The organism is Deefgea tanakiae, assembly GCF_019665765.1.
GTDB classification, from domain to species: domain Bacteria; phylum Pseudomonadota; class Gammaproteobacteria; order Burkholderiales; family Chitinibacteraceae; genus Deefgea; species Deefgea tanakiae.
This window is the reverse complement of record NZ_CP081150.1, coordinates 2,897,743-2,912,381: the sequence shown is the minus strand read 5'-3', so window position 1 is coordinate 2,912,381 and position 14,639 is coordinate 2,897,743. Positions and strand designations below refer to the sequence as shown.

The 14,639-nt window shown below is 48.4% G+C and carries 16 protein-coding genes; 12 read left to right on the top strand and 4 right to left on the bottom strand.

What is annotated here, in order from left to right:
- The first annotated feature begins 48 nt into the window (after positions 1–48).
- The gene (locus tag K4H28_RS13565; RefSeq protein WP_221005683.1) at positions 49–627 is read left to right on the top strand and encodes a CNP1-like family protein; all 579 of its coding nucleotides are present in this window, start codon (positions 49–51) and stop codon (positions 625–627) included.
- Positions 628–674: 47 nt separating this feature from the next.
- On the opposite strand, the gene K4H28_RS13560 is transcribed toward K4H28_RS13565, so the two are convergent.
- Positions 675–1,613 (bottom strand): carbohydrate kinase family protein, encoded by a 939-nt coding sequence (locus K4H28_RS13560; RefSeq protein ID WP_221005682.1) that lies wholly within the window; start codon positions 1,611–1,613, stop codon positions 675–677.
- Between the two features lie 118 nt (positions 1,614–1,731).
- On the opposite strand from K4H28_RS13560, the gene K4H28_RS13555 reads away from it, so the two are divergent.
- Entirely contained in the window at positions 1,732–2,943 is a 1,212-nt protein-coding gene (locus K4H28_RS13555; protein WP_221005681.1) for a GGDEF domain-containing protein, read from the top strand.
- A gap of 29 nt (positions 2,944–2,972) precedes the next feature.
- Here the strand turns inward: K4H28_RS13555 and K4H28_RS13550 are convergent, their stop codons facing one another.
- Positions 2,973–3,689, bottom strand: a complete 717-nt coding sequence (locus K4H28_RS13550; RefSeq protein ID WP_221005680.1) for a pseudouridine synthase — start codon at positions 3,687–3,689, stop codon at positions 2,973–2,975.
- A 291-nt stretch (positions 3,690–3,980) separates the two neighbouring features.
- Between K4H28_RS13550 and K4H28_RS13545 the strand changes: the two genes are divergently transcribed.
- The 8 genes from K4H28_RS13545 (at position 3,981) to K4H28_RS13510 (ending at position 10,803) form a co-directional block, all read left to right on the top strand.
- Positions 3,981–5,207, top strand: a complete 1,227-nt coding sequence (locus tag K4H28_RS13545) for a tyrosine-type recombinase/integrase (protein ID WP_221005679.1) — start codon at positions 3,981–3,983, stop codon at positions 5,205–5,207.
- 101 nt (positions 5,208–5,308) lie between these two features.
- Positions 5,309–6,073 carry a hypothetical protein gene (locus tag K4H28_RS13540; protein ID WP_221005678.1) on the top strand — a complete coding sequence of 255 codons (765 nt, stop codon included), beginning with the start codon at positions 5,309–5,311 and terminating at the stop codon, positions 6,071–6,073.
- 133 nt (positions 6,074–6,206) lie between these two features.
- Complete coding sequence (locus tag K4H28_RS13535) at positions 6,207–6,425, top strand: helix-turn-helix transcriptional regulator (protein ID WP_221005677.1); 219 nt, start codon at positions 6,207–6,209, stop codon at positions 6,423–6,425.
- Positions 6,425–6,676: a helix-turn-helix domain-containing protein gene (locus tag K4H28_RS13530; protein WP_221005676.1), complete on the top strand. Its 252-nt coding sequence runs from the start codon at positions 6,425–6,427 to the stop codon at positions 6,674–6,676. Before K4H28_RS13535 ends, K4H28_RS13530 begins: the two co-directional genes overlap by 1 nt.
- 2 nt (positions 6,677–6,678) lie before the next feature.
- Positions 6,679–7,758 carry a toprim domain-containing protein gene (locus tag K4H28_RS13525; RefSeq protein WP_221005675.1) on the top strand — a complete coding sequence of 360 codons (1,080 nt, stop codon included), beginning with the start codon at positions 6,679–6,681 and terminating at the stop codon, positions 7,756–7,758.
- Positions 7,758–9,704: a DUF927 domain-containing protein gene (locus tag K4H28_RS13520; RefSeq protein ID WP_221005674.1), complete on the top strand. Its 1,947-nt coding sequence runs from the start codon at positions 7,758–7,760 to the stop codon at positions 9,702–9,704. Before K4H28_RS13525 ends, K4H28_RS13520 begins: the two co-directional genes overlap by 1 nt.
- Positions 9,704–10,093: a hypothetical protein gene (locus tag K4H28_RS13515; protein WP_221005673.1), complete on the top strand. Its 390-nt coding sequence runs from the start codon at positions 9,704–9,706 to the stop codon at positions 10,091–10,093. The genes K4H28_RS13520 and K4H28_RS13515 overlap by 1 nt, the downstream gene beginning before the upstream one ends.
- The gene (locus tag K4H28_RS13510) at positions 10,093–10,803 is read left to right on the top strand and encodes a hypothetical protein (RefSeq protein ID WP_221005672.1); all 711 of its coding nucleotides are present in this window, start codon (positions 10,093–10,095) and stop codon (positions 10,801–10,803) included. Before K4H28_RS13515 ends, K4H28_RS13510 begins: the two co-directional genes overlap by 1 nt.
- Before the next feature lie 658 nt (positions 10,804–11,461).
- Here the strand turns inward: K4H28_RS13510 and K4H28_RS13505 are convergent.
- Complete coding sequence (locus K4H28_RS13505; RefSeq protein WP_221005671.1) at positions 11,462–12,775, bottom strand: diguanylate cyclase domain-containing protein; 1,314 nt, start codon at positions 12,773–12,775, stop codon at positions 11,462–11,464.
- Positions 12,756–13,568 carry an alpha/beta fold hydrolase gene (locus K4H28_RS13500; RefSeq protein ID WP_221005670.1) on the bottom strand — a complete coding sequence of 271 codons (813 nt, stop codon included), beginning with the start codon at positions 13,566–13,568 and terminating at the stop codon, positions 12,756–12,758. Before K4H28_RS13500 ends, K4H28_RS13505 begins: the two co-directional genes overlap by 20 nt.
- A 290-nt stretch (positions 13,569–13,858) precedes the next feature.
- Here K4H28_RS13500 and K4H28_RS13495 point away from each other — a divergent pair, with 290 nt between their 5' ends.
- Both K4H28_RS13495 and K4H28_RS13490 read left to right on the top strand, forming a co-directional pair.
- Complete coding sequence (locus tag K4H28_RS13495) at positions 13,859–14,029, top strand: hypothetical protein (RefSeq protein ID WP_221005669.1); 171 nt, start codon at positions 13,859–13,861, stop codon at positions 14,027–14,029.
- Positions 14,030–14,086: 57 nt separating this feature from the next.
- Positions 14,087–14,494 carry a hypothetical protein gene (locus K4H28_RS13490; protein ID WP_221005668.1) on the top strand — a complete coding sequence of 136 codons (408 nt, stop codon included), beginning with the start codon at positions 14,087–14,089 and terminating at the stop codon, positions 14,492–14,494.
- The last annotated feature ends 145 nt before the right edge of the window (positions 14,495–14,639 follow it).

Below are 14,639 nucleotides of genomic sequence, written 5' to 3'. Positions count from 1 at the left end.
GGCAATGCTTGCTACGATGTGCCCACTTTGACTGGATGGAAAATTCTAATGCGCAATATTCTACTGTTGACTGCTTTACTAGCGGGATTCTCACAAGCGGCAGAATATGATGCCCACACGCCTGACGGTATGGGCGCAGACGGCGGCGGATTCAAAGATATTTTTAGTCGCATCAATGCGCCAGCACCAATCCCACAGGAACAAGATTTTCAATTTCCAACGATTGCCACACTGCAAGCGTGGGCACCGATTCAGTTTTACCAAGAAATGAAGTCTAACAGCTATAAAATTGCGCTCGATAGCCTGAGCTTGGGTAAAGACCAAGTTGTCCGCTATGTCGTTGCGGTAGGCCCAAAATCTGGCGGCAATCAAAATATTATTTTTGAAGGCATCGACTGCAAGACCAATCAGTACCGCACTTATGGCTGGGGCAATTCGAAGCAAGAATGGACTAAAAATAGTAAAGTCACTTGGAAGTTAATTCAGAAAAATCAACACAATGCATGGCAAGCCAGCCTTGCCGATTCATTTTGTAGGGTCGGTGAGCCATGGCCTATCGAAACCATCCGTAAAGACTTTAAAGCCGACAAGCAGTCCGGCGACTGTCCTGCTTGCCGCAATAAATAAGAAAAGGCGACTCATTGAGTCGCCTTTTTATTAACTAAGCCGCCGTTTTACTGCGGCAATTCGCTACCAAATGCGGCACGGTATTGCTCGTTCAATGTCGCCAGAGTAAATTTATGATTTTGCCCGCCGCGCTGAGCAATCTTGATACTGCCCAATAGGCTGGCCAAGCGACCTGTGGTTGGCCAATCCCAGCCGCGCATCAAGCCATGCAATAAGCCCGCACGGAACGCATCGCCACACCCAGTAGGATCGAGCACCGCTGCTGCTGGCACGGCAGGAATATCATGACGCACGCCATCCGCATAAATCTGCGCACCTTCTGCGCCTAAAGTCACGACCAAGGCTTTAACCTTGGCTGCAATTTCAGCAATCGACAGACCGGTACGCTGACCCAGCATTTCCGCCTCATAATCATTGAGGGTGACGTAGTCGGCCAATTCAATCAATTCGATCAACTCTTCACCACTGAACATCGGCATACCTTGACCCGGATCGAAAATGAATGGCACTTTTGCGGCGGCGAGTTGGCGGCTATGGTCTTGCATGCCTTGTTTACCATCGGGCGACACAATCGCAATGGCGAGTTTTTCTTTTACAGCACTCACTTGATTTAAGTGCGACACGCCCATCGCGCCCGGGTGGAAGGCCGTGATTTGGTTGTCGTCTAAATCAGTCGTAATAAAACATTGGCCGGTAAAGCCTTCTTGCTCGGAGATATAAGCACGTGAGATTGACAATTGATCCAACCACGTCGCATAAACACCGAAGTCTTGACCGACTGTTGCCATAATGAGTGGCTCTGAACCTAACATTTTCAATGTGTACGCAATATTGCCCGCACAACCGCCTAATTCACGACGCATCTCAGGCACTAAAAAAGACACTGACAAAATATGGATTTGCTCAGGCAAGATGTGCTTTTTAAACTGGTCGGGAAAGACCATAATTGTGTCGTAGGCCATTGAGCCGCAAATCAGTGCTGACATTGTATTTCTCCAGGATGAATATTCGGATTATAACCATTCGTTGCATTCTGTCTGCAAACATCCACCATCTATCTACTCATACCCCACGACACTAGGGTTTTCATGTACTTTGCAAACTATGGAAATTGCAATTTCATTCACTTCTTTACTGTGGGCAACAGGTCTCAGCGGCATCATCGCGATTGCGCAGTATATTTTACTGACTCGATCCCACCATTCTGAACGTGGATTGGGCACGATCGCTTGCGGCGGGGGATTGCTCGCGGCTGGCAGTATTACATTGGTCTTTCTGCTCAATACCGATTACGGCGCAGCTGCAGCTATCGTCTGGATCAGTGGTCTGCTCGTCCTACTAGCAGGAACGCGTCGTTTTTTTGCCCGCCCTGCGCTACTCGGTTGGTGGGCGATGGCACTCGCTGCCGCGGTATTCGTATTGCTGCTGCAATCTTTAGGTGTGGTCTACCCCCAAACAGCATTAAGTTTAATGTGCCTGATCTCTGTACCCGTGTGGTTGGTGATTGCTTATGAGGCGCGCCTTGCCCATAACGATGAGCAATGGGCCGTGCCACGTAGTTTATTGCTCTCTAGTCTGCTTATTTTTGCGCTTACTTTTTTAGCGCTCGGACTTGGGCTGGTTCCGCAAGACAACTTCCATGCAACCTTGCTCATTACGCTGCTGATTAGCCAATTGGTTTTGCCCTATGCCTATCACAACGCTTTATCACATCGACTGCATACTCGGTTGGTGAAGCTCGCGCGTTATGATGCGCTCACCGGATTATTGAATCGGCGTGGTATTGAAGAGTGCGCCATCAAAGAATTTCGCCGCGCGCAGAAATACCAGCAATCGTTCGCGATGATTTGCGTCAATCTGAAGCAGTTTCAAGAAATCAATCAGCGTTATGGTTTTGTTGCTGGGGATATGGCTTTACGCCAATCGGCAAGGGTACTCAAAGATATTGCCGGTGATGCCGCAATTACCATTGGGCGTTTTACGGGGAATGATTTTATTTTATTGTGTAGCAATATACCGACGCAGCCAATGCGCAATATGATGCTGGAAATCGAACTTTCGATTAATGCGCTGCAAATTGACCATAGCGACAGCAGTTTTCACCCGAGCTGTGTCGTCAATATGGTGCGCGCTGGCGTAGATGGCGACTCGATCTATGAATTATTAGAGAGTCTACAAGCGGCGATTCTAAAACGAAAAGCTGCGGTGAGTAGTAAATCAGCGCTGAGCCAAGAAGATCTCAGCGCCTTGGTGAGTCAAATTCAAAGCAGTCAACAAACGGGTATGTCTGTAGGGGCAAAGCCAAAAGCTGCATAGAGACATATACCCGCTATAAATTTAACGTCTTAATCACGCTGCAAAAGCAGCAATTCATCCGCCGTTAAATAACGCCACTCGCCCTCGGCCAAAGCCAAATCAGCCAACTTTAAGCCACCAATTTGTACGCGCGATAATGCACTGCAATGATTACCAGCGGCGGCCAACATTCGCTTCACTTGATGATATTTGCCTTGCTCCAAAATCATCTCGATTTGATTTTCAGCCACTTTATTGGCAACGAGTGCTGCAATCGGTGCATTCTCATCAATCAATTGCACGCCAGCCAATAAATCAGCGACTAATTTGTCCGTAACCGCCTCAGCGGTGGTCGCGATATAGGTTTTCGGTTGGTGACGTTTAGGTGAGCTTTGCGCATGAATAAAAGCGCCATCGTCCGACAACAGCAGCAATCCAGTGGTGTCATGATCAAGTCGCCCCACCGTTTGCACATCACGCCATTCCATATTCTGTGGAAACAGCGTCAGCACCGCAGGGTGATGCGTTGGTTTACGTGAGCACTCATAGCCACTTGGTTTATTGAGCACCAGATAGACTTTTTCGCGGTATTCCCACGTTTCATCGAATACTTGAAACACCAAACCTTGCGGTACGAATTCGGTTTTCCATTTGGTAATCACGACGCCATCGATCGAAACGTCACCGTCCTCGATTAAATCACGGCAGCCTTTGCGAGAACCAAAGCCTTGGCTTTGCAGAATTTTATCGAGCGATAGTTTTTTCATGATCAATGACTCAAACAGATGGATTTACCATTGTAAGGGCAAGTACTCAATTTGGGATTTAAAACAAGGGGAGAAAATAGAATACTGCGAATACAACAAGGGGAGTCTGGTGGAGGGAGAAACTGCAAATTTATTGTTTCAGCGATTCCCAGCAACTCCCATAACACAAGCAAAAACAAGGCCTTCACCCTAGTGATGTGCTATTATGTTCCCAATGATTCCCGTTAAAGCCCACCTATCGTGTGGGGTAAAATGTGGGGTTAGCAGGCAAGACAAAGGAGCGTAAAGAAAATGGCGATTCTCACTGATACCAAAGCAAAAGCGATAAAGCCCGACGATAAACCGCTACCTCATGGTGGCGTGATGGGTTTGCGATTAATTCCAAGCAAGATTAAAGGCCGTGGCAGATGGGAATTGCGCTTTGTTTCGCCCCTCACGGGAAAACGCCGCGATGCTGGCTTGGGTAGTTATCCTGAAATAGGAATTGCCAGCGCCAAAGAAAAGGCCGAGGCCATGCGCAAGCTCGTTGCTGAGGGCATCGACCCGCTTGATGCGAAAGCACGAGAGAAAGCAGCACCAGCAACGCCCACATTCCAACAGGCTGCCGAAATACTGCATAAAGACTTAGCGCCGAGCTGGAGCAATCCAAAGCATGTAAACGATTGGATAAACAGCATGCACATTTATGTGTTCAAGCACATAGGTGCAATGCCCGTTACTGAGATCACACCAAAACACATTGCCGATGTATTGCGCCCTTTCTGGCTAAAGAAAGCCGAAACAGCCAGCCGAGTGAAACAACGCATGAGCGCGGTGATGGGGTGGGCTTGGGCACATGGCTTTATTGCAGCTAATCCCGTTGATGTAGTTCGTTACCTATTACCCAAGCAAGGCGAGGCCGCAAGGGTGGAGCATTTCCCTGCCATGCCATGGCGTGACGTTCCCGCCTTTGTTGCCAGCAATCTATCTAGTCGCCAAAGTGTGAGCGCTAATGCTTTGATGTTTTTAATGTTGACCGCTGCACGATCTGGCGAAATACGCGGCGCGGCTTGGGCTGAAATAGATTTAGACAGCGCAATTTGGACGATACCCGCCGAACGGATGAAAATGGGCATAGCTCACCGCATACCCTTATCTGATTCGGCAATGGAGATATTGAGAGCGCAGCAAGGCCAGCACCCGACTTTGGTGTTTCCAAGCCCTAGAGCTGAAAAACCCCTATCCGATAGCGTATTGACGATGTTTCTACGCAAGAAAAACGCCCACAGCAACACAGGCGAACGGACAGCAACCGCACACGGCTTTAGATCATCTTTCCGAGATTGGGCAAGCGTGAATCAATACCCGGGTGATTGGGCTGAAAGAGCTTTAGCGCATGAGATCGAAAACAAATCAGAGGCCGCCTACAACCGCGACGACCTGCTAGAGCACCGCGCTGTGATGATGCAAGCTTGGGCTGATTTTCTAAACGGCAAAACCAGCAAGCCGAATAACGTAGTGCCATTAAGAGCTGCATAACCGAGTTTGCGGCAACGAGATTGGTCCGCTTTTAAAGAGGTAGCCCTGACTCGCTATCACTGGCAATCAAATTAAAAAGACTACGTCTTAGGGGGCGTGAAATGCAAGAAGTCAATATTTCTGACTATCGGAACTTTCTTATTAGTCAACTTGAATCACTAATTGAAAAAGATTCTTTTGCATGGCTTGTGAAAGAACAACTAGGCGAAATGCTAAGTTACAGTCTGGAGGAATGGGGGGACGATGCAAGAACCGAATTTTTCAATTTCTGGCCATCCGAATCGCTTTACTTGCTAATACTCGGCGAATGGCAGCTGGACTTTGAGTGGCTGGCGAACAAAGATGGTACTTATTCTGATGATGGCGGACTTGAAATAGATGATTCTGTTGATATTAAATTGAATGGAATAGAGCACCTTGCGGCCTATGGTTTGTGGCTTGCTAAATCCCGCCTGGATGATTTTGAAGTAGTGAGCTCTGCTGAGGACGGATTAAATCGTGACGATTTAACTATAGAACGGATTTTGAATTATCAATTAGCTAGGTACTTAGAATCAAGCAAAGCGCTGACTTATGCTTTGACGTTAAAGTCTGGATTGTTGCCAAGTGCCGAGCAACTAGAAAAAGCCGCAATCTCAAGACTTGCGCGTAAAGCAGCAGAAAAAAAACACAGCGCCCCAAATGGTTCAAGAGCAAAAAGAGCAGAAATAAGGGAATTGTGGCTTTCAGGAAAATACAGCACCCGCGACCAATGTGCAGAACAAGAGTGCGGTGCACTTGGAGTTTTATTTAGCAAAGCAAGAAAAGACTTAAGAAACACCCCTGACCCCATTAATTGGCCTGCAAAACCGATTAAGCTGAGTTAGCCGCTGCTGGCAAAAGCTAGGTGATGCAGGCATGACCTAGCTTTTGCCAGCACAGGTAATTCACGCCCCATTCGCGGGACCTTATCTTTCGTGCATACCCAAACAAGCCCAACGCGGCTATGGATTGCACACAATGACCAATCAAACTATCCCCGACAGCTTGCCGCAAATATTCAACCGCAAGACTGTAGAGCAAATCACAACAAAATCACGCACCAGCATTTACCGCGATATGGCGGCGGGCACGTTCCCGAAGAATATCTCTCTCGGCGGTAGTCGCGTCGGCTGGCTGGCCTCAGATATTGCAGCATGGGTAGAAAGCCGCATTGCTGCATCAAAGGCACAGCAATAATGAAAAAAGCCGCTACCCCTTTCGAGAATAACGGCCTTGCTGCTACGCAAGACAATCTTACCAATACCAGCGTCTCATCACAACGGCTGCGAGTTTTACAATCATTACGCCAACGGCAACATAGCTCTGTAGAGCTGCGCCAATCCGGTTATGAAATCGACACCAAGCTTTGCCCTGTGCTAGATGGATTTAATCACCCACATACGAAAGTAGCCATTTATACGCTACTGCCTGAACCAAAGGCGGTGTAATCATGAGCCTATTCACCGAGCAAGTTAAAAGCATTGCAGCTGGGAACTGGCCTTCAATCCTTCAATCTTTGGGGGTGCCTGCAAAGGCGCTTGATGGGCGCAATCATCCATGCCCTGCATGCGGCGGTACAGATCGCTTTCAATTTACCGTGCGCGGTGCTGGTGCTGAGTATGGCCGCTTTGCCTGCCGTGGTTTAGATACCCAAGGCGGTGACGGTTTCGCCTTGGTAATGCACCTGTATGGTTGCGGATTTAATGAGGCGGTGAAACGGGTTGCTGCTGCATTAGGCATTCACCAAGACAGCCATTACAGCGTGCGCCAATTTGTGCCACGGATCGCTACTGTGCCTGAAATCGACCGCGCCAAAATCAACCGAGAAACCGCCAAGCTGAAAGCTCTGTTTGATGCTGCCGAGCCTGTGAGCGTATGCAATATGGCGGGACAGTATTTAGCCATGCGTGGCTTAGATATTAGCCTGCATTCACATAAGTATGTATTGCATAGCACCGATTCACTGGACTATTGGACGCAAGACCAAGACGGAAAACCCAGCAAAATCGGTACGTTCCCCGCATTGCTGGCGTATATCCAAAAGCCGGATGGTGCACTAGCTGGGCTGCATCGTATCTACCTAAACGAAAACGCGCACAAGCTGTCTGTAGTCGATCCATTTACAGGTGAAAAGCTCGATTGCAAGAAGTTGAAAGCGGTGCACGATGGCGCTTTGGTGGGAGCTGCTTGCCGACTCTTTCCAATTGATACTGATGGCCGTTTAGCACTTGCTGAGGGCGTGGAAAACGCATTTGCGGTGAATGAACTCGGCGGCTGGCCTACTTGGTCGTGTATTAGTGCCGGTGGGCTTAGAACAGTACAGCTGCCTGATTCGGTGCGAGAGGTACTAATTTGGGGCGACAACGATCTACCTGATCGCAATGGCCGCAACATCGGAAAATTAGCAGCACTGGCAGCGGGTGAGCGATTCATCAAGGAGGGGCGTAATTGCCGTATTTACCTGCCGTCAGTGGCGGGTACTGACTGGCTTGATGTACTGAATCAGCGCCAACAAAAGGAGGTCGCGTAATGCTTCTTGATAACTTAAATATGTTGGTCGAGCTGATGCCTGCGCTTGATGCCATTGAGATTGATCCAGCACCAGTAAAAACACTGGACACCCCTAAAAGTACAGGGAACAAAGGGAACACAGGGAACAGCCAAAAGATACCTAATGAAAATGCGAGTTGTGACGGTACTGGTGTGTTCCCTGAAACAAAAAAGGAGCAGGGAACAGTAGGGAACAGGGCCGAGAAAAGCCCGTTTTTTGTCACCGGTGACGGTGTGTATTGGCTGGATATGGGCAACGAGGACGCGCCGTCACTGCGGTTATGTTCCCCATTAACCATCGTTGCCAAGACCCGCGATACGGCGCAAGGCAACTGGGGGCGATACCTGCAATGGTTTGATGATGACAACCATTTACACACTTGGGCTTGCCCTGCTGAATTGTTGGCGGCCAGTGACACCGCTGAGTTTCGCAAAGAGTTGGCTCGGCAAGGTCTGACCATTGCTACCAATAGCAAGGCACGGCAAAAGCTGGTGGATTACGTTTTGAGCTATTCCCCACAATCCGCAATCCCTTTGCGGTGCGTCACTCGAATTGGCTGGTTTGCAGATCGCTATGTTTTGCCTGATGCCGCCTATGGTGCTGAATCTGACGAAGGTGTGATTTACCAAGGCGCAACGGCCAGCGATTACGAACAGGCTGGCACATTGGCCGATTGGAAAAAGCAGATTGCGGCACCAGCGGCGGGTAATTCGCGCATTGTGTTTGCGCTGTCTGTGGCTTTTGCGGGTGTATTGGCTGAAATGGCTGGCGAAAGCGGCGGCGGGTTTCACTTTGTTGGCACGACAAGCAAGGGCAAAACCAGCACGTTATTAGACCCAGCCGCTAGTGTTTGGGGTAATCCTGACCGCTTTGCTAAAAAGTGGCGCACCACCACCAACGGTTTAGAGTCGTTGTGCGCTGGTCGCAATGATGGGCTGCTGATTTTGGATGAGTTGGCGCAAATTGCAGCCCAAGAGGCTGGCAGTGCGGCGTACCTGATTGCCAACGGCCAAGCCAAGGCACGTATGACCAAAGAGGGCGGTAATCGACCCGTGCAAACTTGGCGGGTGATGTTGTTGTCAGCGGGTGAAATCGACTTGGCACAACACATGGCCGAAGCTGGCAAAAGCGCCAAGGGCGGACAAATGGCACGACTGCCTGCCATTCCTGCCGACGCTGGTGCTGGACTGGGTACGCTAGAGCAATTGCAGCAATTTAACAACGGCCAAGCGTTTGCCGATCACATGAAAAACCAATCCCGCCAACAGTATGGAACGGCTGGCTGCGCATTTATTGAGCAGCTTTGCGCGCAAGAAAATCTGATCGAAGTACGCGACTCAATCCGCGCTGATATGCAGGCGATTTGTGAGCAATTCGAGGTGGCGAAAACTGCACCCGCTGAAGTTGGCCGAGTGGCGGCACGTTTTGCGCTGGTAGCCTTTGCGGGAGAGCTAGCAACGCAATACGGCGTGACTGGCTGGCAAGCTGGTGAAGCGTTCAAGGCGGCGAAACAATGCTTTCAAGCATGGTACTCATCTGTGGGCGCTGAGTTTGGCGCGGATGATCGGGCGCTATTCTCGCAGGTATCGGCATTTATGCAGGCACACAGTAATACCCGCTTCCCAGCGCATGATGCAAGTGATGAAGTGTTGGCGCGGCACAATAACCGCGCTGGCTTTAGGTATGAGGATGGCACGGGTCAGGTGCAATTCTGGGTAATGACTGAGGCATTTAAAAACGAAATTTGTAAAGGATATAAACCGGCTGATGCGGCAAGGATTTTAAAAGCTGCAGGCTGGATGTTGGAAGGTGATAAAGAGGCCACACAATTACGCAATACACAGAAAAAACGGATCAAGGCACTTGGTGCAAAAACTCAGTCCGTTTATGTGTTTACTGAGCGATCTTTGGGAGGTGCTGAATAATGCGCGTATCTGAATGGATAAAAACGGCAATTCAAAATAGCAGCAATCAATCTGTTCCCTTGTGCTCCCTGAACGATAAAGAGCAAAGGGAACAAACCACCAATCCGCAAAGCGTTGTAAATACTGGGCTTGTAGAGTCTGTTCCCTTTGTTCCCTGTGTTCCCTTGGCAAATAGGTGCACCCAAGAAAAAACACAATATGCCGTGAACGATGAGCAATTTCCCGCTGATCTAATGGCCGCACTGGATAAGCATTACGGACTGACTGAAGCGGGGGATTATCAATTTGTGCTCGATGATATTCACGCAAGGAAAGATATGTGGAAGTGGGCAGCTAGGGAAGCTAATCGACTGATTCAAAATTTAATCCGCAATGAGGGCGCTCGATAATGACTCAAGACACTAAAAAGCCGGCAACTATGCCTAAACAGACAACAAGCAAAGATCCCAAGCAAACTTCAATTGAGGCCTGTGCTGATGAAGTACGTGGGCAAGAAGTTGTAGACTTGATTACTAGTCCCGAACTTCAGGCCACTATTACGTTTGCAAAAATGAATAAAATTGGTGCTTTTTGCAAAGAGGATGAATTTAATCTTTACGACCACTTTGATGTTTTGCTGAAGCGTTCAAGCGCCATCATTAGTGGTGATTTGAAGTTGGCTGAAATTACGCTAGCCGCTCAAATGCAAACGTTGGATAGCCTTTTTAACTTAATGACACAACGCGCATTGAATAACATCGGACAACACAATCTTGATACCACCGAGCGTTATATGCGGATGGCGCTAAAAGCACAGAGCCAATGCCGCGCCACGATTGAAACCTTGGCAGAGGTGAAGAATCCAAGGGTGGCTGTGTTTGCCAATCAAGCCAACATCAGCAACGGGGCACAACAAGTGAATAACGGCACTCAAACACCCGCGCACGCGCACGGAGCAATGCAGCCAGAAAAAAATATGACAAACGAACTATTGGAGTATGACGATGGCAAACGGTTGGACTCTCGAACGAAAAGCAAGACAGGCCGAGCTAATCAAAACGTGGAAACCATGGGAAAAATCAACGGGTGCACAAACCGAGGCCGGAAAATCGGCCAGTAGCCAAAACGCGCTCAAGCATGGCTCGCGAAGTGCAGGCGCAAAAGCCGAGCACCAGCAATTTACGCAAGCCATGCGTGATAGTCGGGCATTTTCTAATCAAATAAAGGAGCTAGGCCGAGAACTTGCCGAATTGAAACAAAACCAGAAGCGAGAGCTTGAAAAGCTGTAATGTAGAAACAGCCTTTAATGGCGGTTTTTGTTGCTGGAGGAAAATTAGTGCAGATTCTTATCAGTGCACCCACCCAAACTCATCGAACATCGCCACCCCGCTTACCAAATTCGCCACCATCAAACGATGAGTTATGCTCCGTTGAAACGACTGGGTTAAACTGAGCGACTGGGTGCTACGGCCAACAACAGACTTTTTGTCCTGATGATTTGAGCTTAATTGAACGTCTGGAGTAGCTTCTATTTCAGACGTCAAGCCAACCACTCCGCCTTCAGTAGTTCGGCCTTAGCGGCCACTGATGTGCGCTTAGTATTACATCAAGCAACTTACTTTTTTATCCATACCATTACTTTGGATAGAAGGCTGCCCGTTTTGCTTTCATGGACTTGCTTCAAGTATGATTCTGTTCATCAGGCGGCCAAGTGCGAGCTTGCTTGTGATGTTAACGCGACGGAAACCCTTGCCCACTTTCAAAGATCAATCGATTTTTTATTCGGCAAAGCGATACACATTTTTCCCAGCCGCCTTGGCTGAGTACATCGCCTCATCTGCCTTTTTGAGTAAGGCTTCCGGGGTGCATGCGCTGTCCTTGAATACCGCAATACCGATGGATGTACCAATATGAGCTTCTGCGTTATCAAAGTGCATTGGCTCATTCACGACAGAAATAACGCGCGCACCAATCTGTGCAATAGCTTCACCGTTCTCCGGGTTATCCAGCAGGATAACAAACTCATCGCCACCAAGTCGCGCCACTGTGTCGGTGCTGCGGAGCAAACCCGATAACCGTGTTGCTACTGTTTTCAAAACCTCGTCGCCTATTGCGTGGCCCAAGGTGTCATTGACCTTCTTGAAGCCATCCAAATCCAGAAACATCAACGCGATCTGACGCGAATCACGATGCGACTTGGCGATCATTTGGCTAAGTCTTTCCATGAGAAGCGTGCGATTTGGAAGTCCCGTCAGTCCATCATGTAATGCCATTTGATGAATCAGTTGCTCCCTGTCCCATCTTTCCGTGATGTCCGAACAAAGACCAACATATTGCAAAACTACATCATTTTGGTCGCATATTGCAGATATGGATAACTGTCCTAGGAAAATGGAGCCGTCTTTTCGCTGGATCCAAACTTCACCATCCCAAATTTTATTTTCTTGTAGGATTTGAAACGCAGCGAGAAAGAAATCCGCATCATGTCGATCGGATTTAAGAATGCGTGCGTTCTGCCCAATGATTTCCTCTTGCGAATAGCCGGTGAGCTTGGAAAAGGCGGGGTTGACGGAAATGATAATGGCATCCGAATCGGTCACTATGATGCCTTCGCTTGTGGCCTCGAAGACGCCTCGTATGAAAGATTCGCTTTTTGCCAGCGCAGCAGAAACATTCTCCGTTCTCTGTCTTGACTCCAGCAACTCCTGTTCGAATCGACTTCGTTCAATTGTTACAAATAGAACCCAAGTGAATTGATCGATGCCTTCTTGGTTCGTTTTCTGGCAATTCACAAAGACGGGTAAGCTGTTGCCACCCGAGTCAAGTAGCTGTAACCGGATTTCTCGAACATGTCCATCTCGTAAAATCATCGGCCAGATGTGCGTGTGCAAGAAAATCCTGCTGGCCATCGGAAACATAAGTTCCATCGATTTTGTTAACCAGCTATCCTTGTCACCCCCAATAAGTAGGAGCAAATTCTGATTCAATGATTGAACAACTCCAGCACTATCGGTAACCAATATGGCGCAGGGAATTTGATCAAATGAAGGAGTTGGCGCATCTGCGCTTTTGCTAAGCACCGACAAAATCACGCATCGCCTCGACGAAGAGCAGAGGCTCTGCCATGTGCGCACAATGGCCTTGAACTTCCAAGACTTTTAACGTGCTTCCTGCTATTTCGGCGTGAACGTATTCTCCAACGCTGAGGGGAGCTAGCGTGTCAGTGCGGTGCTGCAAAATCAGACAAGGCACTTTGACCTTGGAGAGGTCTGCTCTGTTGTCAGAGAAAAAAGTAGTCCTAGCAAAAACTTTGGCTACAGTCGGGTCAGTTGAGCAAAAACTATCCGACAGTTCAGCCGTAACCACACTATCTTCCCCCTTCGCTGACACGACGGGGGCCAAATAATTTGCCCACCCGATGTAGTTCTGTTCCATCAAGTCCAGCAAGCCCTCAAGGTCTTCTTTTTCAAAGCCTCCGATGTATTCCGGTGCATGGTTGATAAAGCAAGGGTTGGGTCCGAGCAATACCAACTTGCTAAATAGCTCTGGCCGAGCGATAGACGCCAACACGCCAATACTGCAACTCACTGAATGTCCAACGAACGTAACTCCGCCTTTCAAATTCAAAGCGTCGCAAATGTCTAAAACGTCTTGGGCGTAGCCACTGAGATTGCCATATTTGACTGCATCAAAAGCGGCAATGTTGGACTTCCCGCTGCCGACATAGTCGAATAGAACTTGTTTGTGGGTTGACTTGAACGCGGGTGTCACACGATCCCACATATTTTGATTGCAACCAAATCCATGAGCGTAAAGAAGAACTGGGCCATCACCATCAATAATTTTGACGTTATTTCGTGCAAGGATTTTTTCACTCTGAAGCATTTGACACTCCAATTTATAGGATTTGATACAGCGCGTGAGACTAACCCCAAATTGGCAAAGGAGCTAGTCTGTTTGAAAAGTTCCGGCGTTATTGTTGGTTTTGTTGTTGTCGCTGTTCGCACCGACTATTTTTTGACCCATCTGCCAAGACTTGCGTGACCCACGGCATTACGCAGCAAGCTATTGAAGCTTATTGAAAAAGACAAGTTTTGGTTGGGTCAGTTGGATGTCGGTAGATGGGTCAAAAAAGCATCGGCGACAACAATTTATTGGTCAACGCGAACCAATAAATGAATCGCCCTTGGTTTCCTAGTCAGGTGGCTGGTTTGGCCGAAGTGTCGATGCCGACAGGGGAAAATAGAGAGGCCGCAAACCATCAGGTTGCGGCCTCTCGTTTTCGTGGTGCATGCTTGTACTGTTCGGCCAAAGCGGCCATTCATTCCACGATTATTTTAAATTAGCGTTTTAGTCTTTAGCTGCTGCTATACATGCAATTTGCATTAATGTAAGCTAAGGGAATGAAAGTTCTGCGCCTCTTCTTTTTTTGCGTGTTACTAGTTGTGCTGCCGGTTAATTCCGTGCTGGCACAGATGCCTGCATATGCAAAAATAACAAGCGCTTATACCGATCATGCTCCGCATCAGCATGATGAAACCGGTGCAGACTTAAGTCATGCTCTACCCGACAAGCAAATACATATTCATCAAGGTCTTTTTGGCAAGCAAAGTGTTCATGTGCATGAGCCAATAGCATCGGTATCGATCGATTGCGTGAACGCATGCCAAACGATGCCCAACTCGGTGATATTTGATTCTCGCTTTACAGTACCATTTCCTCTCGTTGCTATTTTAGTCGATGCCTCATGCGCAACGCTATTTAGCGTGACTCTTGCTCCGCTTGAAGATCCCCCTAAGTTTCGCGCCTAATCAGGCGCGTTATTAGTCGACTTTTTTATTCCCTTAGTTTTTACGCTGTATTTGTTGCATACCCGGGTGCGCGACTGTACGGAATTAGCCTATTCGCTGTTTAGGCCAGGGGTTTGATTGAGTTTCAGCTACTGAAGCGTCTTTT

Excerpts from the sequence above, each read along its gene's own strand:
- K4H28_RS13565 (WP_221005683.1), top strand. The coding sequence starts at position 49 with ATGCGCAATATTCTACTGTTGACTGCTTTACTAGCGGGATTCTCACAA.
- K4H28_RS13560 (WP_221005682.1), bottom strand. The coding sequence starts at position 1,613 with ATGTCAGCACTGATTTGCGGCTCAATGGCCTACGACACAATTATGGTC.
- K4H28_RS13555 (WP_221005681.1), top strand. The coding sequence starts at position 1,732 with ATGGAAATTGCAATTTCATTCACTTCTTTACTGTGGGCAACAGGTCTC.
- K4H28_RS13550 (WP_221005680.1), bottom strand. The coding sequence starts at position 3,689 with ATGAAAAAACTATCGCTCGATAAAATTCTGCAAAGCCAAGGCTTTGGT.
- K4H28_RS13545 (WP_221005679.1), top strand. The coding sequence starts at position 3,981 with ATGGCGATTCTCACTGATACCAAAGCAAAAGCGATAAAGCCCGACGAT.
- K4H28_RS13540 (WP_221005678.1), top strand. The coding sequence starts at position 5,309 with ATGCAAGAAGTCAATATTTCTGACTATCGGAACTTTCTTATTAGTCAA.
- K4H28_RS13535 (WP_221005677.1), top strand. The coding sequence starts at position 6,207 with ATGACCAATCAAACTATCCCCGACAGCTTGCCGCAAATATTCAACCGC.
- K4H28_RS13530 (WP_221005676.1), top strand. The coding sequence starts at position 6,425 with ATGAAAAAAGCCGCTACCCCTTTCGAGAATAACGGCCTTGCTGCTACG.
- K4H28_RS13525 (WP_221005675.1), top strand. The coding sequence starts at position 6,679 with ATGAGCCTATTCACCGAGCAAGTTAAAAGCATTGCAGCTGGGAACTGG.
- K4H28_RS13520 (WP_221005674.1), top strand. The coding sequence starts at position 7,758 with ATGCTTCTTGATAACTTAAATATGTTGGTCGAGCTGATGCCTGCGCTT.
- K4H28_RS13515 (WP_221005673.1), top strand. The coding sequence starts at position 9,704 with ATGCGCGTATCTGAATGGATAAAAACGGCAATTCAAAATAGCAGCAAT.
- K4H28_RS13510 (WP_221005672.1), top strand. The coding sequence starts at position 10,093 with ATGACTCAAGACACTAAAAAGCCGGCAACTATGCCTAAACAGACAACA.
- K4H28_RS13500 (WP_221005670.1), bottom strand. The coding sequence starts at position 13,568 with ATGCTTCAGAGTGAAAAAATCCTTGCACGAAATAACGTCAAAATTATT.
- K4H28_RS13495 (WP_221005669.1), top strand. The coding sequence starts at position 13,859 with ATGAATCGCCCTTGGTTTCCTAGTCAGGTGGCTGGTTTGGCCGAAGTG.
- K4H28_RS13490 (WP_221005668.1), top strand. The coding sequence starts at position 14,087 with ATGAAAGTTCTGCGCCTCTTCTTTTTTTGCGTGTTACTAGTTGTGCTG.